Source organism: Priestia sp. SB1 (assembly GCF_038898415.1).
In genome coordinates this window covers 241865-264410 of sequence record NZ_JBBJSS010000003.1, presented here as the reverse complement: position 1 = coordinate 264410, position 22546 = coordinate 241865, and the positions used below count along the sequence as shown (strand labels likewise).

Here is a 22546-nt window from a genome sequence, read left to right as displayed (position 1 = left end):
TGGATTTTTTTAATAATAGGGCAAACGTAGGTTTCACGTGTCTCAATTTCTTATTATTTTGTGGGAAAAATATCAAACAAAGAAATGTATTTTTGAAAAACTAGTGAAATTAGAAAAACATAGGAGTATAATAGCATTAAGTCATCTGATGACCTGTTAACTAAAAGAAGTAAAATGATCAGCTTGGAGGGAGCAAATGATGAAAGTATCTTTATTTGCCACATGTTTGATTGATATGTTTCAAACAAATGTAGGAAAAGCGACGGTAGAATTGTTAGAACGATTAGGATGCGAAGTGGATTTTCCAAAGAGTCAAGTATGCTGCGGGCAGCCTGCGTATAACAGCGGTTACGTAAAAGAATCAAAAGAAGCAATGAAAAACATGATAAAAGCGTTTGAGCATGCAGAGTACGTTGTATCTCCATCAGGCTCGTGTGTGACAATGTTTAAAGAGTATCCTCATCTTTTTAAAGGTGATGCTGCATGGAATGAGTCTGCCGTGAAGCTTGCTGATAAAACGTATGAGCTAACGGATTTTATTGTAAACGTTTTAAAAGTAGAAGACGTGGGAGCCAGCTTAAATGGGAAAGCCACTTATCATTCTTCCTGTCATATGACGCGTTTGCTAAACGTAAAAAAAGAACCTTTTACACTATTAAACAATGTAAAGGGTCTTGAAATGGAGAATCTTGAAAACAGTCATAACTGCTGCGGATTTGGCGGGACGTTTTCGGTTAAGATGGGGCAAATCTCTGAACAAATGGTCGATGAAAAAGTGGGCTGTATAGCTAAAACAAACGCGGAGTACTTAATTGGAGCTGACTGCGGCTGTCTTATGAATATTGGAGGAAGAATTGAACGAAAAGGACAGCCTGTAAAAGTGATGCATATCGCTGAAGTGTTAAATAGCAGAATGTAAAGAAAGGAGAATACCGAATGTCTATGAAAATAGGAAACGATCAGTTTAAAAAACGCGTCGATGACGGAGTCAATAATGCGTTTATGCGCTTTGCGGTTTCAGGTGCTCAAGAGCGCTTAAGAAGCCGTAGATTAGATGCGGCGGAAGAGTTAGGGAACTGGGAAGAATGGAGAGCGCTTGGCGAAGAAATTCGTCAGCATACGCTTGAAAATTTAGATTACTATTTAGAGCAGCTCACGGATAATGTAGCTAAACGCGGAGGCCACGTTTTTTTCGCTCAAACAGCTGAAGAAGCGAATGAGTACATAAAAAATGTAGCGAGGCAAAAGCAGGCAAAGAAAGTCGTTAAGTCCAAGTCAATGGTTACAGAAGAAATTCATATGAACGCTGCTTTAGAAGAACTGGGCTGTGAAGTTATTGAAACGGATTTAGGAGAATATATCCTGCAAGTAGATGATCACGATCCGCCTTCTCATATCGTAGCTCCTGCACTTCATAAAAATAAAGAACAAATTAGAGATGTATTTCAGGAAAAGCTTTCTTATAAAAAAACGGAAAAACCTGAAGAACTAGCTCTTCACGCCCGGGAAATGCTGCGAAAAGAATTTTTATCAGCTGATATTGGTATCACGGGATGTAATTTTGCGATTGCAGAATCTGGGTCTATTTCACTTGTAACCAATGAAGGAAATGCAAGGTTAACAACTGCCCTTCCTAAAACGCAAATTACGGTTATGGGAATGGAACGAATTGTGCCAACGTTTGAAGAGTTTGAAGTGTTGGTAAGCCTGTTAACTAGAAGTGCAGTAGGTCAGCGGCTTACAAGTTACGTAACAGCGCTTACAGGACCTAGACTTCCAGGAGAAGTAGACGGACCGGAAGAATTTCACCTAGTGATTGTAGATAACGGACGATCTGCGATTTTAGGAACTGAGTTTCAATCTGTTTTACAGTGTATTCGCTGTGCGGCATGTGTGAATGTATGTCCCGTGTATCGCCATATTGGAGGGCATTCATATGGATCTATTTATTCAGGTCCGATTGGAGCTGTATTATCCCCTTTGCTTGGAGGCTATGAAGACTACAAAGAGCTTCCATATGCTTCAACTCTATGCGCAGCCTGTACGGATGCCTGTCCGGTCAAAATTCCGCTGCATGAGCTATTACACAAGCACCGTCAGCGAATTGTCGAGAAAGAAGGAAAAGCACCTATTTCGGAAAAGCTGGCGATGAAAGCATTTGGCTTGGGAGCAGCTTCTTCTTCTCTATATACAGTGGGCGCTAAAGTAGCACCGGCAGCTCTTACTCCTTTTATGTCAGGAAGCAGTATTTCCAAAGGGCCTGGTCCATTAAAAGCGTGGACGGAAAGCAGAGAGTTTCCGGCGCCTACAAAAGAGCGCTTACGAGATTGGTTTGATAAAAGGAGTGATGATGATGAACGGAAGCATTCAAAATAGAGACAGTTTTTTAGACAATATTGCGGCTAATCTTAAGCGAAGCAGGCGAACAAGCGGCGTAGTAAAGCCCCAATGGAAGCATGCTCCTCAGCATGAGGTCTACCGCAGCTATTCGCCAGATCAATTAAAGAAAGAGCTTGAAAACCATTGCGAACGTATTCATACTCGCTATGTAGAAACATCATCACAACACTTGCCAGCTGTCCTTGAGGAAGCCGTAGCGAACTATGGAAATGGTCTTGTGAGCACGTGGGATGATCCTAGGTTTTCCGAATATGGATTGAATCTGCTGATGGAGAAATGGGAAACAAGCAGTAGCCTTCATGTATGGAATTCTGCAAAAGGCGATGAGAATATTAAACTAGCTGAACAAGCAAATGTAGGCATCACATTCAGTGATTTGACGCTAGCGGAATCCGGCACAGTTGTTTTGTTCAGCAGCGCTGCAAAAGGACGATCGGTCAGTTTGCTGCCGGCCACTTATATTGCGATCATTCCTCAAAGCTCCATTGTCCCTCGCATGACACAAGCTGCTGAAATGATTCATGAAAAAGTAGAGCGAGGAGAAACGATTGCTTCTTGCATTAACTTTATTACGGGACCGAGCAATTCAGCTGATATTGAAATGAATCTAGTCGTTGGCGTGCATGGACCTATTCAAGCCACTTATATTGTAGTGAATGATCGATAGAGGCTGGGGAAAACGTATTTTAGCCGAAGTGAAAAACGAACCGTGAATCAAACATGTTGATTCACGGTTCGTTTTCTTTGTTATGTTGAGCATAGGTTTCATTTTGTTATGTCCCAGCCTCTTTTATTCATGCTCCTTTTTTAAATAACGGGAGAATGTGAAGAAATGTCGCATTTTGAATAAACGTGACTAATTTTAAAAAGGTAAAAAGCAAATCTTGTAGAATACTAAGTCTATAGATAAAAGGTGGGGAAATGGGAAGTGCAAAAGAAAGGAGCAATGAGCATGTCACCACACAGAGAATTAACATCTGAAGCTGCGCAAAAGCAGCAAGGTGAATTAGAGCAGCTACGAGCTATTTTTAATGACGTATTAGATGCCATTGTCGTATTTGATGAGTATTTTCAAGTTATAAATGCCAATGAATCAGCCTGCGGGCTGTTTGAAAAAACAAAGGATGAGCTATTAACGTATCAAATGAAAGATTTTCTCATGTATTTTCCGTATGACATGATTGAAGCGTACTATCCAGCGCTTTTAGAAGAAAGCTATTTCAAATATGAAGGCGCGATGACGCTTCAAAGCGGCATGATGAAACATGTTGAATTTACTTCACACAAACATAGTCACATGTCGGGCATTATTGTGTGTACATTTCGAGATATTACGCAGCACAAGATGATGGAAAATGAAAGGTTTATTAGTCATCATATGTTTATGGATGTATTTAATGAAGCGGTAGATGGAATTGTTATTTTTGATCGAACTGGTCAGCTTATCGACGCGAACCCTTCATTTTGCGAGCGATTAAATTATACAAGAGCACAGCTTTTAACCAAAACGTTAGAGGAGCTTGTAGAACCTACTTATCATTATAAAGTGAAAAAATTATGGAGAACTCTGCATCAAGAAGGAAAGACAAGCGGTGAGCTGCCGATTAAGCTCGAAAATGGAGACGTTACTTTTTTTGAATTTACCACAACGGCTAATATATACAGTCAATACTATATGTCCATTATGAGAGACGTGACGGAAAAACGGCTGATGGAGCAGCAGCTGTTGAGAAGCGAAAAAAATTTCAGGGCTATTTTTGAAAATGCGATTGAAGCCATTTTGATTTGGAAAGACGATGGGGAAATCTTAAACGCTAATCTTGCTTCGTCCCGTACTTTCGAGCTGCCGTTGAACAAATTGATTGGAAGTAATTTGTATACGTTTATCGATAAGCAAAGCTTTAGTGCATTAAAAATGCTGCAAACATTTCAAAAAGAAGGAGAAATTCGCAATCAGCTTCCTTTTTACATGCCAAATGGAGAAATCAAACAGTTGGAATTCACGGGGAAAAAAGGCATTATAGAAGGAGACCATTTAACCATTTTTCGAAACATTAGTGAACGTACAAAAATCGAACAAGAGCTTCGGAATAACGAAGAGAAATTCAGACAGATTTTTAATGGTTCGATCGATGGGTTAGTTTTATGGGACGGCAAGCGAAATATTATTGATGTGAATTCTTCTCTTTGTGATATTCTCGAACTCAGCAAAGAGGAGATTTGTGCGCATTCCATGGAGGATTTTATTTCTTCAGCGAATTTAGATGCGGTCATTGAGCATAAAGAAACAATTGAGCAAAAAGGGGAAGCTGAAGGAGAGATTACGTACGTTACGGGGAACGAAAAAGTTAAAAATATCGAATTCTCTACGAAAAAAGATATCTTGCCAGGTCTATATATGACGCTTTTAAGAGACGTAACGGAACGAAATCAAATGCAGGAGCAGATTCGGAAATCGGATACGCTTCAAGTAGTCGGACAGTTAGCAGCTGGGATTGCGCATGAAATCCGCAACCCGATGACGGCTTTAAAAGGGTTTGTTCAGCTGCTAGAAAGCAGCATTCAAGAAGATCACTCTCTTTATTTTGATATTATTAAATCCGAATTAAAAAGAATCGAAACTATTATTACAGAGTTTCTAGTACTCGCTAAGCCACAGGCCGTAAAGTTCGAAAAGAAAAATCTAGCTGCGGTTGTTAAAGAAACGATTGATTTATTAAATGCTCAAGCGCTTTTAGAAAATATTCAGTTTGAACTAAGTGTGTCCCCTCAGCTGCCAATGGTATACTGCGAGCCGAACCAAATTAAACAAGTACTAATAAATGTAATTAAAAATGCAATTGAAGTCACGTCAAACGGGGGAAGAATTTTTGTTGAAGTCTATTCTACAGAGCCGCACTACGTGACGGTCTCCATTCGAGATCAAGGAGACGGAATGCCCGAAGAGCGCATCAAGCGCTTAGGAGAGCCATTTTATACGACAAAAGAAAAAGGAACGGGGCTCGGTTTGATGGTCTCATATAAAATTATCGAAGAACATAAAGGGCGAATTGAAGTGGAAAGCAAAATAGGAGAAGGAACAGCTTTTCGTGTTATTCTTCCAGCCTAATTAGAAAGGATAAGCGAGTATGTACTATGGAGAAATGAACTTATTTTCTGATTTGAAAATTTATATTGTAGCCTCGGAAAAAGGGGTTCAACATATTTGGTTTGATAGTGATGATCACAACGAGCAGCTTAAAAAACTTGTCCATGACGAGAATTATCACCTTGTGAAAGAAGCGAAGCGGCAGCTTCAGGATTATGCTGAAGGGCGCACGCTAACATTTGATGTGCCTTTGGATATAAAAGGAACAGACTTTCAAAAAGAAGTGTGGTTAACGCTTAAAGGTATACCTTATGGACAAACGTGGTCTTATAGTGATGTAGCGGAGTCTGTTAATCGCTCTAAAGCCGTAAGGGCTGTGGGACAAGCGAATCGTCGAAATCCACTGCCTATTATTTTACCTTGTCACCGTGTTATTGGTAAAAATGGAGCTTTAACAGGTTATGCAGGTTCCCAAACTCATATAAAAGAAAAACTATTAATGCTTGAAAGAAATGTAGCAAAAGGCGCTCTGGAGTTAAAATAACTATTCACCGTCTAATTTCCAGCCTTCTCCCTGCACAAAAACACCGTCAATTTGCTGAGGAGAAGGGAGGGAATTTAGTTCTTCATCTTTGGATAAATCGAATAGCTGATATTGCTGCTTACGATTCAACGCTTTGTTTTTATCCGTTTTTTGCTCTGCACTCATTTTTACTCCTCCTTATTCAAAAAGAATCCCCTATAATATATGTAGAAAAAGCAGAGAGTACTGTTACAATTGTGTTACAAATGCAGCCAAAAAGCGCTGTTTAATGAAAAAGGTTGAGACATAACAAAATCAATGTCATCTAAAGATGAACAACTCGTATACATGAACTGAACCGCTTGTGACACCGCAGTTGATTTCCGTGCAAGACTTCGCTTTCCGCGGGCGGCCGCTGAGCCTCCTCGTCGCTTGCGCTCCTGCGGGGTCTCACCCCTTCGGTTTTTCCTGCAGGAGTCTTCACCTTGCCCTCCAATCAACTGCTAGAGGGAACGAAACAGATAAAACGATATTTACCATCACAAAAAAACGAACCACTAATCAACACGTTGATTAGTGGTTCGTTTTGCAGTGGGGCTAAAATACTTTTGTCCCAGCCTCTTGTTATTGAGCAGATTGCAGCAAAACTTTTTGAATGGATTCAAAAGACGGGGAATGGATAACTCCATGCTCTGTAATAATGGCCGTAATCAGTTCGCTTGGCGTCACATCAAAAGCTGGATTGTACACAGAGATTCCGTCTGGAGCAATTTGCGTATCTCCAATGTGCGTTACTTCTTTAGGTGAACGTTCTTCAATAGGGATGCTGCTTCCGTCTTGAATAGATAAATCAAATGTGGACTGCGGCGCTGCTACGTAAAATGGAATACCGAATGCTTTCGCTAAAAGAGCAAGTCCATACGTTCCAATTTTGTTAGCCGTATCGCCATTTGCTGCAATGCGGTCAGCACCTACAATGATCCCATTAATTCCTTTTGTTTTAATGGTATGAGCAGCCATATTATCCGTAATCAGCGTAACGTCTACTCCCGACTTCTGAAGTTCCCATGCTGTTAAGCGAGAACCTTGAAGAACGGGTCTTGTTTCACAAGCAAATACTTCAAGCGGAATATCGCGCTGCTTAGACAAGTGAAAAGGTGCTAATGCTGTTCCATAATAAGCTGTAGCAATTGAACCAGCATTACATATTGTCATGATTTTATCTTTCCTTTTAAATAAAGAAAGGGCATGATCTCCAATTCGGTAGCACGTTTCTTCATCTTCTACTTGAATTTGAATCGCTTCATGAACAACTTTTGTTTTAGCTTCATTAACGGACGAAGCGGATTCAGCGCTTTTCGCTACGCGCTCCAGTGCCCAAAATAAATTGACGGCAGTCGGGCGTGAACTAGCTAAATACTGTTGATCTAGAGCTAGCTTTTTGTTAAATTCCTTGACTGAATCCGTGTCATAGCTAAGCGCAGAAAGAGCAAGACCAAAAGCCGCCGTAATGCCAATTGCAGGGGCTCCGCGTACTTTCAAGGTAGTGATAGCATCCCATACGTCCTTAATGGTTTGCAGCTTAATATATTCAACTTTGCCAGGAAGCTGCTGCTGATCTAATAAAGTAATATATGATTCATTCCATTCCACTGAGCGCGGAAGTGATAGTGTATTTGTCATGCTGATACCGATCCTTTCATTGTGTACATTATTCGTTATCGAAGTAAATGTTCAAATTCATTTGGTGAAACGTCTTGTTGGTGCAGAAGTAAATAGCGTCCAATTTTTAATGCAGTACGTTTAGCGTTAATTTTTCTTTCCTCTGAAGAAATTTCGTCTAAGTCCGCCACGTGAGCTAAGCCAATCGTACGTCGAATGATTTCACACCCTGCATATCCAACAGCATCTTGCCATGTTTGCGTTAAAATTTCATGTAACAAGCGCTCATCTTTAGCGAAAGGTTCAGTGTTTTCAGAATGCCAAAGCGCAGTAAAGGTATCTTTAAATACGTTCCATGTGTTCGTAATGTGTGCAAATAACGGTTCGCGATCTGTTTTTCGAGAAAGAGCATTTAAAAATAAATTCGCAACAAATTGGCCTAAATCGAATCCAAATGGACCGTAAAAAGCAAACTCTGGATCAATCACTTTCGTTTCTTGACTGCTAGCAAATATGCTTCCTGTATGTAAATCACCGTGAATTAGCGTTTGGGCATTTGTTAAAAATTTATATTTTAATTTTGCTGCTTGTAATTTTACATCTCCATCGTTCCACAATTCTTCTACATCAGGACGCAGCGCTTCTTCAAATTCATTTGTATCGATATCAAAAAAAGGATCTGTAAAAACTAAATCTTCCGTAATATTGCATAAGTCCGGATTGCTGTACTTGACCACTTCTTCTTTTTTATCCTGAGGCTTTAAGGCAAAATCCGACGTTTTGAACGCAATATGTCCTAGAAAAGAACCGATATGCTGTGAAAGCAGGGGATAACTTTCTCCTTGAATAAGTCCGGCGCGGGAAATCGTTAAATGAGACAGATCTTCCATGACCGTAACAGCAAGCGTTTCATCGTGGTAATACACAGCTGGTACGAGTTCAGGGGTAAATGCACCGAATTGCTTGAGCGCATTGCTTTCAATCGTGGCACGGTTCAAGGATAGAGGCCAGCTTTCGCCTACAACTTTTGCATAGGGAAGTGCTTGTTTGACGATAATGGATTTATTCGTTTGATCATTTATGATGTGAAAGACGAGATTTAAGTTGCCGTCACCGATTTCACGGGCAGTCAGTGCTTCTGTGGCATCAAAGAGACCTAGCTTTTTTACAAGTTTGATTGCTGAAATTTCTGTTAAAGGCTGATACTTCTCTGTTTTTGTTGTTGACATTAGAATCCCTCCATAGTTTATTAAACTGATTTGTTTACTAAGTTAATAGGTTTAAGAATGTATGGAGGCTTTTATAATTTTAGAAAATATAAAAGCCTCTTTCGTTGGAAAGAGGCTTGATTGTAGTGTTCAAACCTCTTATCTGCCAGAAAGAATTACTTTCTGTTGGAATTAGCACCGTGCCTTTGTAAAAACATGTTTTACGGGTGTGATCCACCTTAGGATGGAATGACGGTCGGTTGCTGGGCTTCACAGGGCCAAATCCCTCAGCCAACTCTTGATAAGAGTACGATTACTTATTCAATTTTGATTTGTTTGAATATTTTATGATATCTGGTGAAAATCGTATCATGCAAAAAAACGGCTGTCAATACATAATTAATAAAATTCTGTGCGGCGATCTGTAAAGACAGGAATTTGTTTACGAATTTCTTTTACAAGTTCCAGGTTAACGTCGGCACTTAAAAGTTCTTCGCTATCGCCAGCTTCAGCGATTATTTCTCCCCACGGATCGATGACTAAGGAATGTCCGGCAAATGTGTTATTAGGATCTTGGCCTACACGATTACACGCGATTACATAGCATTGATTTTCGATTGCGCGGCTAATGAGCAGTGCTTTCCAATGGGCAAGTCTTGGAGCCGGCCACTGAGCAACAACAAATAAGACTTCTGCTCCGCTGCTAGTATGCACGCGAATCCATTCTGGAAAACGAATATCGTAACAAATAACTCCTGCGCATAAAGACTGTTCAAGTGTAAAAAGATTTTTTGCTGTTCCTGCTTCTAGATAGAGGTGCTCATCCATTAATTTAAATAAGTGCAGCTTACTGTATTGTGACACTTCACGACCTTTTCGGTCAAAAATATACATCGTATTTGTGACGCCTTGCTCTGTTTTTTTCGCGATCGAACCTGCCACAATATTTACTTCGTTCGTTTTAGCAAATTGAGAGATTAATTGCTTGGCCTGCTGTCCTTCATCATCGGCAATTTCGTCTAGCCGCGTCAAATCATAAGCTGTATCCCATAGCTCAGGAAGCACAAGGATGTCAGGGTTTTCTTTTAGAGCTTCCGTCATTTTTTGTTGAATATATTTTCGGTTTTTAGTTGGGTTTCCAAACGCAATATCAAGCTGCAAACACGTGATTTTTACACTCACTTTATCATCCGTCCTTTTTTTAGTAGTTGAAAAAAATGACTTTACAAGTTGAGTATTACAATATATTATTTGTGACTAGAATTTCAAGAATTTTTTGAGAAGGTGTGCGATGATGAAACAATTTGAGCAATCGGAACTATTAAAAAGTTTACCAAAACAATTTTTTGCATCACTTGTAGGCAAGGTAGGAAAAGTAATGGCCCAAGGGCACGACGTTATTAACTTAGGGCAGGGAAATCCTGATCAGCCTACTCCTTCACATATTGTAGAAACACTCCAAAAAGCAAGTGCTAATCCTATGCACCATAAATATTCTCCATTTCGGGGGCACCAGTTTTTAAAAGAGGCCGTTGCGACTTTTTATAAACGAGAATATGGCGTTGATGTGGATCCTGAAAAAGAAGTAGCTATTTTGTTTGGCGGGAAGGGTGGACTTGTAGAAATTCCGCAGTGCTTATTAAACCCTGGAGATACGGTGCTGGTTCCGGATCCTGGATATCCTGATTACTGGTCTGGAGTAGAGCTTGCAAAAGCAAAGATGGAAGTGATGCCGCTCACGGCTGAAAATCATTTTCTGCCCGTATACGAAGAGATAGGTGAACGTGCTAAAGAACAGGCAAAGCTCATGTTTTTAAACTATCCGAATAATCCTACCGGTGCAGTGGCAACAGCAGAATTTTTTGAAGACACCGTGGCGTTTGCTGCCAAGCACGATATTTGTGTGGTACACGACTTTGCCTACGGAGCCATTGGATTTGATGGTAAAAAGCCAATCAGCTTTTTACAGACTCCTGGTGCAAAAGAGACGGGAATTGAAATTTATACTCTTTCTAAAACGTATAACATGGCGGGATGGCGAGTTGGATTTGCTGTAGGAAATGAAAGTGTAGTAGAAGCTATTAATCTTCTTCAAGATCATATGTATGTCAGCCTCTTTGGGGCGGTTCAAGAGGCAGCAGCGGCAGCTCTGTTAGAATCTCAACAATGTGTGAATGATTTAGTTAAGCGCTATGAATCTAGACGCAATACCTTTATTCAAGGGCTTCAAGAAATTGGTTGGGACGTTACATCTCCAGCGGGTTCCTTTTTTGCATGGCTAAAAGTTCCTAAAGGATATACTTCTGAACAATTTTCAGATTTACTTCTTGAAAAAGCCCACGTTGTAGTGGCACCTGGAGTAGGCTTCGGAACATATGGTGAAGGCTATGTGCGCGTAGGACTGCTGACGGATGAAGAGCGCATGAGAGAAGCTGTATCTCGAATAAAAAAATTAAATTTATTTTAAAAACGCATTGACAATCCTTTTTGAGTTGGCTTAATATGTAAGAAGTTAACGAGATTAATAACCGATAAATCCTAGCGGTATTTTTTATTTAGTATATAATCTACGAATTCAATTTAAATAAATAGCAACTTTCTTATTAAGAGTAGGTGGAGGGACTAGCCCGATGAAGCCCGGCAACCGACTTAACGCATGTTAAGCACGGTGCTAATTCTTGCAGCAGCAGCTGAGAGATAAGAAGAGCAACGAAAGCCTCTTCTTAATTACAGAAGAGGTTTTTTTTATTAACGATATTAAACAGCAAGGGAGTTTTTAGCATAATGAGTGAAATCGTTGCAAGCTACTTACTACATGACAATAAAGGAAATTTTCATAAAAAAGCGGAAGGAATCGCTTTAGGACTAACCGTCGGCTCATGGACAGATCTGCCGCTTTTAGATCAACAGCAGCTTCAAAAGCATAAAGGGCGCGTCATATCCGTAACTGAGCTTCAAGACTGCGAACGTGTTAACGGATATTTAGGCGGAGAGGTTAAGCAGGCTATTGTCAAAATTGCTTATCCTACTGCCAACTTTTCAAGAGATTTACCGGCTATTTTAGTTACGGTTTTCGGAAAACTATCACTTGATGGAAAAGTGAAATTATTAGACTTGGATTTTCCTGATGAATTATTAGCTGAATTCCCAGGACCGCGCTTTGGAATAGAAGGTATCCGAGAGAAACTAGGCGTTTATGACCGTCCGCTTGTGATGAGTATTTTTAAAGGCGTAATTGGAAGAGATATGACGTACTTAACAACTCAGCTTCGTGAGCAAGCGCTTGGCGGAGTGGATTTGGTTAAAGACGACGAGATTTTGTTTGATAGTGAACGAACACCTTTTGAAGCTCGCGTTACAGAAGGAAAAAAAGTACTGAATGAAGTATACGAAAAAACGGGACACCGCACGCTGTATGCTGTTAATTTAACGGGACGAACGTTTGAATTAAAAGAAAAAGCGAGAAAAGCAGCTGAGCTAGGAGCCGATGCTCTTTTATTCAACGTATTTGCTTACGGGTTAGACGTACTGCAGGCACTTCGAGAAGATGATGAAATTAACTTGCCGATTATGGCACACCCAGCTGTTAGCGGAGCGCTTACGCCATCAGAGTTTTACGGTTTTTCAAATTCATTACTGCTTGGAAAACTATTGCGCTTAGCCGGAGCGGATTTCTCACTGTTTCCATCACCATACGGAAGCGTAGCGCTTTCTCTTGAAGATACGACAGGCATTGCCTACGAATTAACGCGTCCTGTGTACAAATATAAGCAGACTTTCCCGGTTCCTTCAGCAGGAATTCATCCTGGAATGGTACCGCAGCTTGTGAAGGACTTTGGAATCGACAGCATTATTAATGCAGGAGGCGGAGTTCACGGTCATCCAGACGGCGCTATCGGAGGAGGAAAAGCATTCCGTGCGGCGATAGATGGAGTACTCTCTCATCAAACACTAGCCGAAAAAGCGGAAGAATCAAAAGAGTTGCAAAAAGCTTTGCAACTATGGGGAACAGTAGAGGTGAAAGCATGACATCGTTAAAAATCTTTTGTGACTTTGATGGAACAATCACAAATAGCGATAACATTATTGCTATTATGAAACAATTTGCTCCTCCGGAGTGGGAAAGTATTAAAGACGACGTGCTAGCACAGCGCGTCTCCATTCAAGAAGGAGTAGGGCAAATGTTTGCCTTGCTTCCCGTGGAATTAAAGGAAGATATTATTTCTTATATTTTAGAGACGTCTGCTATTCGAGATGGATTTGATGATTTTATTGCCTATACAAAAGAGCATCATATTCCGCTTTATATTGTAAGCGGAGGAATTGACTTTTTTGTAAAACCGCTTTTGGGAAATCGAGTTGCAGAGGAAATGCTCTACTGCAACGGATCTGATTTTTCCGGTGAGCATATTTCCATTACGTGGCCTCATACATGTGATAAACAGTGTACAAATGACTGCGGCTGCTGTAAGCCAACGATTATTCGCCATCTTGCAGATGAAAGAGATCATACGGTTGTTATTGGCGATTCAATTACAGATTTGCAGGCTGCCAAATTAGCTGACACTGTCATTGCGCGTGACTTTTTAATTAAAAAATGCGAAGAGCTATCTCTACCGTATCGTCCTTTTTCTACTTTTTATGATGTGATTCGCCATTTACAAGAATTAACAGAAGAGGTGAAAGCATGAGTATTATGGCTCAGCAAAGATTACACGAGCTTGCAGATATAAAAGATGAGTTGGCAGAGCGCGATTGGTTCTTCGGTACAAGCGGAAACTTAGCGATTAAAGTGGATCAAAATCCGACAACTTTCTTTGTATCAGCAAGTGGAAAAGATAAAAGAAAACGCACAAATGAAGACTTTTTGTTAGTTGATCAATACGGGAAGCCTGCAGAAGAAACGCATTTAAAGCCTTCTGCTGAAACGCTTTTGCACGTTAAGATTTACGAGTCAACGAATGCTGGGTGCAGCCTTCATGTACATACAATCGACAACAACGTGATCTCTGAACTGTACGGAGATGAAGGGTTTATTTCATTCAAAGGCCAAGAAATTATTAAGGCACTGGGTATTTGGGAGGAAGATGCGGAAATTACTGTTCCGATTATTCCGAATTACGCGGATATTCCGACACTAGCAGAAGAATTTTCTCACCATATAAAAGGCGATCAAGGCGCGATTTTAATTCGTAACCACGGGATTACGGTATGGGGAAAAAATGCGTTTGAAACAAAAAAAGCGCTAGAAGCCTATGAATTTCTATTTAGCTACCATGTGAAATTACTATCACTTAAAGGCATTAAGCCAAAGGTGCATTTATAAAAGGAGGAAATAAAAATGGCGCAAATTCGCTTACATGTAAATAATAAAAGAATTGAAACTCAAGAGGAAGTATCAGCTTTTCTGGCAAACAATGAAGTTATTTATGAAAACTGGGATATTACAAAACTTCCAGAAAATCTTCGTGAAAAATATGATTTAACTGATGAAGAAAAAAAAGAAATTTTAAACGCTTTTGATGAGGATATTAAAGATATTTCTGAACGCCGCGGCTATAAAGCTCAAGATGTTATCTCGTTATCGGAATCTACACCAAACATTGATGAATTGTTAAAAAACTTTCAGCGCAAGCATATTCATACAGATGACGAAGTTCGCTTTATCGTAAGCGGTCATGGAATCTTTGTTATTCAAGGAAAAGACGGCGAATTTTTTGATGTTGAATTAGAGCCAGGCGATTTAATTTCAGTACCAGAAAACATTCTTCATTACTTTACACTAATGGAAGATCGTAAAGTAGTCGCTGTGCGAATTTTTGTGACAACTGAAGGATGGGTACCTATTTACGCATAACAACTACTTGTAAAGCATAGGTCATGATCACCCCGCTTTTACATCTAAAAGCGGGGTATTCTTTGGATTATTATAAAACTAACTATTTTCATATGAATAATAAGTATAATAGGAGGAACACCATGAAAAAGAGTAAAAAAATGCTGTGGCCACTTACTTTGCTCGTACTTCTAGTTTTTGCGCTGGCTGCCTGCACGAAAGAACAGCCAAGTCTAAACGAGAAAGCACAGGCAGCTCCAGCGCAGCAAGCGGCTTCTGCTAAGCCTGTACAGCAAGAAGGAAAACAGATTACGAAAGATACAAAAATTGCGCTTATTTCTGAATTTACATCAGGCACTCACGCTGCTCAGTACATAACAGGTGTGACAAAAGCGGCTAAAAAAGCCGGAGTACAGCTATCCGTTTCTGATTCTAATAATGATCAATCTAAAATGGCTGCGTATTTAGACACGGCTATTAACCAAAATGTTGACGGTATTATGATTGACCACGGTCGGGCTGAAACCCTTGAACCTGGCGTGAAGCGCGCGATTGCAAAAGGGATTCCCGTTATTGCAACAGACGTAGAATTAAAAGTAGAAGGCGTTACAACGATTGACCAAGATGATTATATGCTTGCGCTCCAGGGGTTAAAGCAAATGATGCAGGACATTAACGGAAAAGGAAATATTGTATATGCGTTTGTTGGAGGCTTTGCACCGATGGAAAAACGCGACAGCATTTATAAAATTATGATGAATCGCTATCCAGATGTAAAACAAATTGCCACGTTTGGAAGCGCAACAGACAACACCTCTCTAGACACTCAAAATAAAATGGCGGCTGTATTAAAGCAGTATCCAAATAAAGGAGACATTGCAGCCGTTTGGGCACCTTGGGACGAATTTGCAAAAGGAGTCACAAGAGCGATTAAAGAAGCAGGACGAGATGAGATTAAGGTATACGGAGTGGACTTATCTGATGAAGACCTGCAAATGATGCAGGCAAAAAATAGCCCGTGGAAAGCGTCAGCTGCTGTAAACCCAGCTTCAGTAGGAGAAAAGCAGGTTGATCTGCTTCTTAAAAAGATTTCCGGTCAAGAGATCCCTCGTTATTATTCCTTTGATCCGGTTTTAGTCAAACAAACTGACTTGCCTAATCAAACGATTAATATGGACCAGCTTAGTCAGTACGTAGAAGAATGGGGTAAAAAAGAGTAGAAGTGGAGGGACAGACATGACGAACGAGCTTTCAATGAAGAACATTACAAAAAACTTTGGTTCTTTTCAAGCGCTGAACAAAGTTGATTTTACTGTTCAAAAAGGGGAAATTCATGCTTTATTGGGAGCCAATGGTGCCGGTAAAAGTACGTTGATGAAAATATTGTGCGGAGCTTACGACGAGTACGAAGGAAAGATCTACAAAGACGGAGGAGAAATCTCTATTTCTTCTCCTAAAGAAGCGAAGAGCCACGGCATCGGCATTGTACACCAAGAAGTCGATGTAGCGCTGATTCCTTCGCTATCAGTAGCTGAAAACATTGTGTTAGACGTGCAGGTTTCTAAGAAAAGTAAGACATTTGTAAACTGGAAATCTATTTATAAGAAAGCGGAAGAAGCTCTTTCTTTACTTGGTTCTTCTTTATCCGTTAAAAAAAATGTTGTTGATCTAACTCTATCAGAAAAACAGCAGGTGCTTATTGCACGTGCAATTGTACAGAATGTTGATTATTTAATTTTGGATGAACCAACCGCACCTCTTAGTGTGGAAGAGACGAAACAATTGTTTTCTGTGATGAGAGAGCTGAAGAAAAGCGGAGTAGGCATTATTTATATTTCACATCGCCTTCAAGAAGTGGTTGATATTTGCGACCGCTTAACGGTTTTAAAGGACGGACGCTATGTAGCTACAAAAGAAACTTCACATACATCAATTGAAGACGTCATTACGCTCATGTTAGGAACGTCTTCTGTAAAACAGTGGGTCAAAGAATCAGTAGAAGTTGGAAACGAACTTTTACATGTAGAAGCATTATCCCTTCCAGGGCGCCTTTCGAATATCTCTTTTCATGTAAAAGAAGGAGAGGTAGTCGGTATTGCAGGGCTTGTAGGAGCAGGGAAAACGGAGCTTTGCCGAAGTCTATTTGGTTTAGAGCAATATGTCAGCGGCAGCGTTCGGTTAAAAGGCAAGAAACTAAAGTTGAATAAGCAGCCGTATTATTATATTGCACAAGGTCTTTCTCTTGTTCCTGAAGAACGAAGAAAAGAAGGAATTTTTGTTCATGAATCGATTGCCGATAACTTAGTTTTGCCAAGTCTGTCCCGCTTTACAAATTATTCGTTTCTAAAGCGAGGAAAGATCAAAGAAAAAGCGCAGAAAACGACTGGGCAAGTTGGCGTAAAGTCTCATTCTATCGAGCAGTCAGTTGGAACGTTAAGCGGTGGAAATCAGCAGAAAGTAGCAATCGGAAAATGGCTTGTTACGGATTCTGACGTACTGTTGTTCGATGAGCCAACTAAAGGGGTTGATGTGGGCTCTAAGCGAGAGATATTCGACTTAATTACAGGGCTTGTGTCACAGAAAAAAGGCGTTGTTTATGCAACCTGTGAATTCGAGGAGCTGCTAGGGGTAGCGGATCGAATTTATGTTATGTACAACGGGAAAATCGTGAAAGAATTATCCAAAGAAGAAGCAACTAGTGAAAAATTATTTTATTATACAGCAGGAGGAGTAAAAGGATGAGTGCGGAGTATGTAACAGAACCTGTAGCGAAACCAAAGAGAAAAATAAGCGTTTTCGACTTTTTTTACAAATATGGGACAGTCTTAATGATTTTTGTTATTATGATTATTTTTTCCATTGCCACACCTAACTTTTTAACAGGAGAAAACATTAGTGATATTCTGCGCTCTATTTCCATTGTTACCTTAATTGCGCTTGGTGTAACGATATCGTTAACCGTCAACGGACTCGACTTATCTGTAGGATCTACGGCTGGTTTAGCCACTATTTTATCAGCTTCTATGCTCGTTTTACACAGACAAGAAATTGCAGTTGCGATCATTGTTCCGATTATTGCATCGCTTCTCATTGGGTTAGTGAATGCTTTTTTAGTAGTGAAAGTAAAGATTCCTGATATTTTAGCCACGCTTTCCATGATGTTTATCGTACAGGGGATTTTATTAACGTATACAAAAGGCTCAGCTATTTATACCAATATGCCTTTACCAAGCGGAGAAAGAGCTCCGGGAATTTTCATTCCTTCTTTCCTTGCGCTGGGGCAAGGTCACTTTCTAGGTATTCCCGTCCCTGTGATCATTATGCTGCTGACTGTGCTGCTTGTTCATATCATTTTTTCCTATACAAAGTTTGGTCGTTTTTTCTACGTAACAGGAGGTAACATAGAAGCAGCAAGACTTTCGGGTGTACCGGTTAATCGTTATCGTATGTATGCCTATATGTTTTCAGGTTTGCTTGCTGGAATTGGAGGAGTCGTTTTAGCTGCCCGTATTGGAGTAGGAGAAGTGAACGCAGGCTCACCATTTTTAATGGATGCCGTAGCTGCGACATACATTGGCTTTTCCGTATTTGGAGCAGGGAAACCGAATGTATTCGGGACGCTGATTGGCTCTATTTTAATTGGTGTGCTGTTAAATGGATTAACGATGCTAAATGTTCCGTATTATATGCAAGATATTATTAAAGGAGCTGTATTAGCAGGAGCCTTGGCTTTAACGTATTACCGCTCGAAACAAACATCTACGGCTGTGTAAACAGCCGTTTTTTTTCGTTTGAAATCGGGAAGAATAAGGAAAAACAATAGTATAATCTATTATTTATGTAGAAAGAGGGAGTATAGATGAAACGTGTCGTCATTATAGGAGGAGTAGCCGCCGGAATGAGCGCAGCTTCACAGCTTCGCCGGATGAAAGAAAAAGAAGAAGTGGAAATCCTTGTGTTTGAAAAAGGTGGAGATATTTCTTACAGCGCATGTGGCATGCCTTACTATCTGTCAGGTGTTGTAAAAGAAAAAGACGATTTGATTGCTCGTACGAAACAAGAGTTTGAAGAGCGAAATATCTCCGTCCATCTTTTTCACGAAGTTAAAGAAGTAAACCATACAAAGAAATACATAGTAGCACAAGATGTCAAAACGCACGCTGAAAAAGAGATAACATATGATGAACTCATCATTGCAACTGGAACAACGGCTGTTAAACCTAATTTTATGAGTGATAACATGCCGAATGTATGCACATTAAAGTCATTAGAAGACAGCGAAAGAATCTATACATATCTACAGGCTCACTCCGTAGAAAAAGTCACTATTATTGGTGGAGGATATGTCGGAATGGAAGTAGCTGAAGCAATGAAGGCTTTGGGAAAAGAAGTACGGGTCATTGAACAGGGAAAGCAGATTCTATCTATTTTAGATCAAGACATGGCAGAGCATCTACAAAAGCAGCTAGATGACGATATTTTATTTCATTTCGAAGAAGAAGTGGAAGCATTGCTGCATTCAGATGGTTCCGTCACTCACGTTCAAACAAACCGTCAAACGTACCAAACGGATTTAGTGATTGTAAATGTAGGAGTTCGTCCGAATACGCAATTCTTAGAAAGAAACGGACTAAGAATGCTTGAAAATGGAGCTATTTTAGTAAACGAGAAGTTGGAAACCAACGTGCCTCATATCTACGCAGCGGGAGATTGTGCAACGAGCTATCACCGCGTATTAAAAAAAGATGTTCATATTGCTCTTGGAACCATTGCCAATAAGCAGGGAAGGGTTCTTGGTTACCGATTAGGGGGAGAAAATAGAAAATTTCCGGGTGTTCTAGGTACAAGCATTGTCAAAGTGATGGACTATGAAATTGGAAAAACCGGCATTTCAGAAAGAGAAGCAAGAGAAAATTCTCTTTTATACAAAACCATCACAGCCGGGGCTCCGAGTCATGCTTCTTACTATCCAGGAGCTGAAAAGATTGTGATAAAACTTGTTTATCATCCTGAAACAAAAGAGATTTTGGGGGTTCAAATGATTGGGAAAGAAGGAGTTGCAAAACGAATCGATGTATTTGCGACAGCTATTACTTGCCGCCTCACAACAGATGAAATAACCATGCTAGATCTTTCGTATGCCCCTCCTTTTGCTACGGTATGGGATGCTGTACAGATCGCTGCTCAAAAAGCTGAATAAAAAAGAGGCTGGGACAAAAGTAGTTGAGCCCAAGTAAAAAAAGAACCGTTCATCAACCTGTTTGATGAGTGGTTCTTTTTTTGTGATGGTGCACATCGTTTTATTTGTTTCGTTCCTTCTAGCAATTGATTGGAGGGCAAGGAGAAGACTCCTGTGGGAAAAGCGGAACAGGTGAGACCCCGCAGAAAGCGAAGCCTTGCACGGAAATCAATTGCGGTGTCATAAGCAGTCCAGCTCATGTATCTCATTTGTTCGTCTTTCGTTTGGATTTATTTCGTTATGTCTCAACCTCTTTTTTATTCGACAAGCAGCATCTTTTGTCGAAAAACAACTTGTAAAAAAAAGATAAACGGTATTCCTATAGTAATGTAAGCGTTTATAAATTCCGACAAAATAATTTTTTTGCGAAAAAAATGTCTATTATTGCGACTCTATTTACATATTTAGTAGAATTTGTAATAATGCGTTATAAGCTAATTTCTTTGTCATAGGAGAGGATTTTGTGTTTGGAGTGAGAAATAGAACGAAATCAGAGAGATTATTAGTGGAAATCGTCCAAAAAAGACAAAAGATGGTGCAGCTCGGAGAAGAAAAAGGTCTGACTAATGAAGAAACCGTTACCTGTAGTCAAGAGCTTGATCAGCTCTTACTCGTTTATCAAAAGCAGCGTTTAAAAGAAGAGGAAGAAAAGACATCGTTTGCCACACTGATTAGCCGTTTTTTATCTTTTTCAAAGCTGTAATGCAGGACAAGCATTCGGGATCGGGCAGTGAAACAATTACGCTGCCCGTGGCCTCTCTTCAGCTTTAAAAAATGTTAATTAAAAAAATCATAAACAAAATACCAAAAATAAACGAATAAGTAGCAAATCTTTCGTTTCCATCGCCGTGACTTTCCGGAATTAACTCTTTATAAATAATAAAAAGCATGGCTCCGGCAGCAAACGCTAATCCATATGAAACGAGAGACTCCACAAAATTAGTTAAATAAAACCCGAGTAAAGACGTTACAATTTCAACTGATCCTGTAAGGGTAGCAATTAAAAATGCTTTTATTTTACTGATATTTTGCTGAGCTAAAAATAGCGCGACCAACAGTCCTTCAGGTGCATTTTGAAGACCGATTGCAAGGGCAATTAAGTTCCCTGTATTTTCAACATTTGAAGCGTAGCTCACACCAACAGACAGTCCTTCAGGAAGGTTGTGCAACGTAATAGCGGAAACAATTAAAAGTGCTTTTTCATCAAACTGTATGCCGGTTTTAGAATGCTCAAGATCAATGTGAGGAATATTCTGCTCCAAGAGTGTTAATGTTACCACGCCAAGCAGTAAGCCAATCGCTAAGGAAAAAAAACCGCCGCTTTGAAGAGATTCTGGAATTAAGCTCATAGTAGAAGCTGCTGTCATAATGCCTGCAGTGAGCGCAAGAAGTATATCTTTCCAGCGATGAGTGAGTTCTTGATTCAAAAATAGAATAGGCAAAGCGCCTACTCCAGTCGATAGCGCAGAAAGAATGCTTCCAATTAATACCTCAGTCATAAACCGTCTCCTTTTACGTATTCTTCTTTTTATCCTCAATTCACATCGTTCTTTTAGTGTATGTTTTTTTTGTTTCTATGAGCATGACTATTTTAAAAATGAACAGTTTTATGCAATAATCTTACAAAAAAGTTGAACCAGTGGAGGTTCAACTTTTTAGGTGAAGTACAGCTCCTGAACTTGATTAGCAATGTGCTCAAGCTTATTGGAAACTTGAGGAATGCCATATCCTACATACAAAGGAGATGTGGCAAAGCGAGGAATGATTTTCGCTGCAATTTTGCCGTTTTTAAGATTATAAAAAAACAAGTTGTAGCTCGTGCAGCTACGATGAAAATGATTTAATAAATAGTGAGCAGCCGTTTGAAGATAATCTGCAAACGTGTGCAGCTCGTTGTCAAGCTGATCTGTTATCACGTTAAATTCAAAAAAGCCCATTCGAGGTTTTACAGATAAATTAAATGTGACGTGTTCATTTTTGGCAATTGTGACTCCTTCAAACTGCTCTAGCTTCACATTTTCATTTACATCCATCTCATTTAAACCAATAATTTGCATATGAGGATGTCGTAATGATCCTCCGGACATGGGGCCGTGGTTTTTAAAGAAAAGAACAGAAGCATATTCTCCGCTGTTCATCATTGATATCCATCGTTCAGTAGCAAAACTCAGCAAGGTATACAGATGTTCTTTTGGATAAATAGATAGTTCTGAAGAACATTCATCGGTCTCAATAATAACCGTCTGATAAGCATCTTGCAGAACGGGAAACTTATTTTTTAGCCAAATGATAGGTCCTTGTTTTTCAATGATGCCTGTAAGAGATTCTACGTCGCAAAAGGGACAGGGGTTTTGCCGGTTAACGATTGTTTCAGGCTTTTGCGAACCAATCGCGGAATTAAATAATAAATGGGTTGGTTTCATAATCATTCACCTTTTTATGTAATGTTCATATGTTTATTGTATTAAAAGCATATGTATAAATCCACTTATATACATTTTTTATCAAAAAAATTGTACAAGCAGAGAGAATAACCGATGAAATAAGCCTGCTTTGATTGACTTTGAAGGGAAATTTTAGTATTATCTTG

Annotated in this window: 23 protein-coding genes and 2 riboswitches; of the genes, 16 read left to right on the top strand and 7 right to left on the bottom strand. The window is 39.8% G+C overall.

The features are described 5' to 3' along the window. Window positions 1-199 precede the first annotated feature (199 nt). From WKH56_RS11965 to WKH56_RS11945, 5 genes are all read left to right on the top strand, one after another. Entirely contained in the window at window positions 200-919 is a 720-nt protein-coding gene (locus WKH56_RS11965; protein WP_168761363.1) for a (Fe-S)-binding protein, read from the top strand. Window positions 920-936: 17 nt separating this feature from the next. Further along, entirely contained in the window at window positions 937-2376 is a 1440-nt protein-coding gene (locus WKH56_RS11960; protein WP_028414176.1) for a LutB/LldF family L-lactate oxidation iron-sulfur protein, read from the top strand. Next, the gene (locus WKH56_RS11955; RefSeq protein WP_028414175.1) at window positions 2354-3067 is read left to right on the top strand and encodes a LutC/YkgG family protein; all 714 of its coding nucleotides are present in this window, start codon (window positions 2354-2356) and stop codon (window positions 3065-3067) included. Before WKH56_RS11960 ends, WKH56_RS11955 begins: the two co-directional genes overlap by 23 nt. A 261-nt stretch (window positions 3068-3328) precedes the next feature. Further along, the gene (locus WKH56_RS11950; RefSeq protein ID WP_034264009.1) at window positions 3329-5509 is read left to right on the top strand and encodes a PAS domain S-box protein; all 2181 of its coding nucleotides are present in this window, start codon (window positions 3329-3331) and stop codon (window positions 5507-5509) included. A gap of 19 nt (window positions 5510-5528) precedes the next feature. After that, window positions 5529-6032, top strand: a complete 504-nt coding sequence (locus tag WKH56_RS11945) for a methylated-DNA--[protein]-cysteine S-methyltransferase (RefSeq protein ID WP_028414173.1) — start codon at window positions 5529-5531, stop codon at window positions 6030-6032. Here the strand turns inward: WKH56_RS11945 and WKH56_RS11940 are convergent, their stop codons facing one another. The 5 genes from WKH56_RS11940 to WKH56_RS11920 form a co-directional block, all read right to left on the bottom strand. Next, the gene (locus WKH56_RS11940; RefSeq protein ID WP_014461081.1) at window positions 6033-6197 is read right to left on the bottom strand and encodes a hypothetical protein; all 165 of its coding nucleotides are present in this window, start codon (window positions 6195-6197) and stop codon (window positions 6033-6035) included. It abuts the gene before it with no gap. A gap of 74 nt (window positions 6198-6271) precedes the next feature. Further along, a complete protein-coding gene (locus tag WKH56_RS11935) occupies window positions 6272-6511 on the bottom strand; it encodes a hypothetical protein (RefSeq protein ID WP_080968643.1) in 240 nt (79 codons plus the stop codon). Window positions 6512-6635: 124 nt separating this feature from the next. Next, window positions 6636-7694 carry an S-methyl-5-thioribose-1-phosphate isomerase gene (mtnA, locus tag WKH56_RS11930; protein WP_063247580.1) on the bottom strand — a complete coding sequence of 353 codons (1059 nt, stop codon included), beginning with the start codon at window positions 7692-7694 and terminating at the stop codon, window positions 6636-6638. Window positions 7695-7729: 35 nt separating this feature from the next. Beyond that, complete coding sequence (mtnK, locus tag WKH56_RS11925) at window positions 7730-8902, bottom strand: S-methyl-5-thioribose kinase (RefSeq protein ID WP_028414171.1); 1173 nt, start codon at window positions 8900-8902, stop codon at window positions 7730-7732. A 135-nt stretch (window positions 8903-9037) separates the two neighbouring features. Further along, a riboswitch (SAM riboswitch) is annotated at window positions 9038-9189 on the bottom strand. Window positions 9190-9280: 91 nt separating this feature from the next. After that, window positions 9281-10063 (bottom strand): carbon-nitrogen family hydrolase, encoded by a 783-nt coding sequence (locus WKH56_RS11920; protein WP_028414170.1) that lies wholly within the window; start codon window positions 10061-10063, stop codon window positions 9281-9283. Between the two features lie 112 nt (window positions 10064-10175). Between WKH56_RS11920 and WKH56_RS11915 the strand changes: the two genes are divergently transcribed. The 11 genes from WKH56_RS11915 (at window position 10176) to WKH56_RS11865 (ending at window position 20659) form a co-directional block, all read left to right on the top strand. After that, window positions 10176-11348: a pyridoxal phosphate-dependent aminotransferase gene (locus WKH56_RS11915; protein ID WP_028414169.1), complete on the top strand. Its 1173-nt coding sequence runs from the start codon at window positions 10176-10178 to the stop codon at window positions 11346-11348. 130 nt (window positions 11349-11478) lie between these two features. Then, a riboswitch (SAM riboswitch) is annotated at window positions 11479-11585 on the top strand. Window positions 11586-11665: 80 nt separating this feature from the next. Further along, on the top strand, window positions 11666-12910 hold the full coding sequence (mtnW, locus tag WKH56_RS11910; protein WP_243495627.1) for a 2,3-diketo-5-methylthiopentyl-1-phosphate enolase: 1245 nt from the start codon (window positions 11666-11668) through the stop codon (window positions 12908-12910). Next, window positions 12907-13572 (top strand): 2-hydroxy-3-keto-5-methylthiopentenyl-1-phosphate phosphatase, encoded by a 666-nt coding sequence (locus tag WKH56_RS11905; RefSeq protein ID WP_195695049.1) that lies wholly within the window; start codon window positions 12907-12909, stop codon window positions 13570-13572. The genes mtnW and WKH56_RS11905 overlap by 4 nt, the downstream gene beginning before the upstream one ends. Beyond that, on the top strand, window positions 13569-14207 hold the full coding sequence (locus WKH56_RS11900; RefSeq protein ID WP_028414166.1) for a methylthioribulose 1-phosphate dehydratase: 639 nt from the start codon (window positions 13569-13571) through the stop codon (window positions 14205-14207). The genes WKH56_RS11905 and WKH56_RS11900 overlap by 4 nt, the downstream gene beginning before the upstream one ends. 15 nt (window positions 14208-14222) lie before the next feature. Continuing rightward, window positions 14223-14738, top strand: a complete 516-nt coding sequence (locus WKH56_RS11895) for a 1,2-dihydroxy-3-keto-5-methylthiopentene dioxygenase (RefSeq protein WP_048020348.1) — start codon at window positions 14223-14225, stop codon at window positions 14736-14738. A gap of 122 nt (window positions 14739-14860) precedes the next feature. Beyond that, on the top strand, window positions 14861-15937 hold the full coding sequence (locus tag WKH56_RS11890; RefSeq protein WP_063247578.1) for a sugar ABC transporter substrate-binding protein: 1077 nt from the start codon (window positions 14861-14863) through the stop codon (window positions 15935-15937). Between the two features lie 16 nt (window positions 15938-15953). Continuing rightward, window positions 15954-17459: a sugar ABC transporter ATP-binding protein gene (locus tag WKH56_RS11885; protein WP_063247577.1), complete on the top strand. Its 1506-nt coding sequence runs from the start codon at window positions 15954-15956 to the stop codon at window positions 17457-17459. Further along, window positions 17456-18490, top strand: a complete 1035-nt coding sequence (locus WKH56_RS11880; RefSeq protein WP_063247576.1) for an ABC transporter permease — start codon at window positions 17456-17458, stop codon at window positions 18488-18490. Before WKH56_RS11885 ends, WKH56_RS11880 begins: the two co-directional genes overlap by 4 nt. Window positions 18491-18576: 86 nt before the next feature. Then, window positions 18577-19917 (top strand): CoA-disulfide reductase, encoded by a 1341-nt coding sequence (locus tag WKH56_RS11875; protein ID WP_048020355.1) that lies wholly within the window; start codon window positions 18577-18579, stop codon window positions 19915-19917. A 125-nt stretch (window positions 19918-20042) separates the two neighbouring features. Continuing rightward, the gene (locus WKH56_RS11870) at window positions 20043-20255 is read left to right on the top strand and encodes a hypothetical protein (RefSeq protein WP_342835647.1); all 213 of its coding nucleotides are present in this window, start codon (window positions 20043-20045) and stop codon (window positions 20253-20255) included. Window positions 20256-20419: 164 nt separating this feature from the next. Beyond that, window positions 20420-20659, top strand: coding sequence for an aspartyl-phosphate phosphatase Spo0E family protein (locus tag WKH56_RS11865; protein WP_013082228.1), 240 nt, complete (start codon window positions 20420-20422; stop codon window positions 20657-20659). A gap of 64 nt (window positions 20660-20723) precedes the next feature. Here the strand turns inward: WKH56_RS11865 and WKH56_RS11860 are convergent, their stop codons facing one another. Together WKH56_RS11860 and WKH56_RS11855 are read right to left on the bottom strand one after the other, a co-directional pair. Then, window positions 20724-21455 carry a ZIP family metal transporter gene (locus WKH56_RS11860; protein ID WP_028414161.1) on the bottom strand — a complete coding sequence of 244 codons (732 nt, stop codon included), beginning with the start codon at window positions 21453-21455 and terminating at the stop codon, window positions 20724-20726. A 156-nt stretch (window positions 21456-21611) separates the two neighbouring features. Then, entirely contained in the window at window positions 21612-22379 is a 768-nt protein-coding gene (locus tag WKH56_RS11855; protein WP_063247575.1) for a DUF4931 domain-containing protein, read from the bottom strand. Window positions 22380-22546: the final 167 nt, after the last annotated feature.

Coding starts and splice junctions, on each gene's coding strand:
- WKH56_RS11965 (WP_168761363.1), top strand. CDS start 200: ATGAAAGTATCTTTATTTGCCACATGTTTGATTGATATGTTTCAAACA.
- WKH56_RS11960 (WP_028414176.1), top strand. CDS start 937: ATGTCTATGAAAATAGGAAACGATCAGTTTAAAAAACGCGTCGATGAC.
- WKH56_RS11955 (WP_028414175.1), top strand. CDS start 2,354: ATGAACGGAAGCATTCAAAATAGAGACAGTTTTTTAGACAATATTGCG.
- WKH56_RS11945 (WP_028414173.1), top strand. CDS start 5,529: ATGTACTATGGAGAAATGAACTTATTTTCTGATTTGAAAATTTATATT.
- WKH56_RS11940 (WP_014461081.1), bottom strand. CDS start 6,197: ATGAGTGCAGAGCAAAAAACGGATAAAAACAAAGCGTTGAATCGTAAG.
- mtnA (WP_063247580.1), bottom strand. CDS start 7,694: ATGACAAATACACTATCACTTCCGCGCTCAGTGGAATGGAATGAATCA.
- mtnK (WP_028414171.1), bottom strand. CDS start 8,902: ATGTCAACAACAAAAACAGAGAAGTATCAGCCTTTAACAGAAATTTCA.
- WKH56_RS11915 (WP_028414169.1), top strand. CDS start 10,176: ATGAAACAATTTGAGCAATCGGAACTATTAAAAAGTTTACCAAAACAA.
- mtnW (WP_243495627.1), top strand. CDS start 11,666: ATGAGTGAAATCGTTGCAAGCTACTTACTACATGACAATAAAGGAAAT.
- WKH56_RS11905 (WP_195695049.1), top strand. CDS start 12,907: ATGACATCGTTAAAAATCTTTTGTGACTTTGATGGAACAATCACAAAT.
- WKH56_RS11900 (WP_028414166.1), top strand. CDS start 13,569: ATGAGTATTATGGCTCAGCAAAGATTACACGAGCTTGCAGATATAAAA.
- WKH56_RS11895 (WP_048020348.1), top strand. CDS start 14,223: ATGGCGCAAATTCGCTTACATGTAAATAATAAAAGAATTGAAACTCAA.
- WKH56_RS11890 (WP_063247578.1), top strand. CDS start 14,861: ATGAAAAAGAGTAAAAAAATGCTGTGGCCACTTACTTTGCTCGTACTT.
- WKH56_RS11885 (WP_063247577.1), top strand. CDS start 15,954: ATGACGAACGAGCTTTCAATGAAGAACATTACAAAAAACTTTGGTTCT.
- WKH56_RS11880 (WP_063247576.1), top strand. CDS start 17,456: ATGAGTGCGGAGTATGTAACAGAACCTGTAGCGAAACCAAAGAGAAAA.
- WKH56_RS11875 (WP_048020355.1), top strand. CDS start 18,577: ATGAAACGTGTCGTCATTATAGGAGGAGTAGCCGCCGGAATGAGCGCA.
- WKH56_RS11860 (WP_028414161.1), bottom strand. CDS start 21,455: ATGACTGAGGTATTAATTGGAAGCATTCTTTCTGCGCTATCGACTGGA.
- WKH56_RS11855 (WP_063247575.1), bottom strand. CDS start 22,379: ATGAAACCAACCCATTTATTATTTAATTCCGCGATTGGTTCGCAAAAG.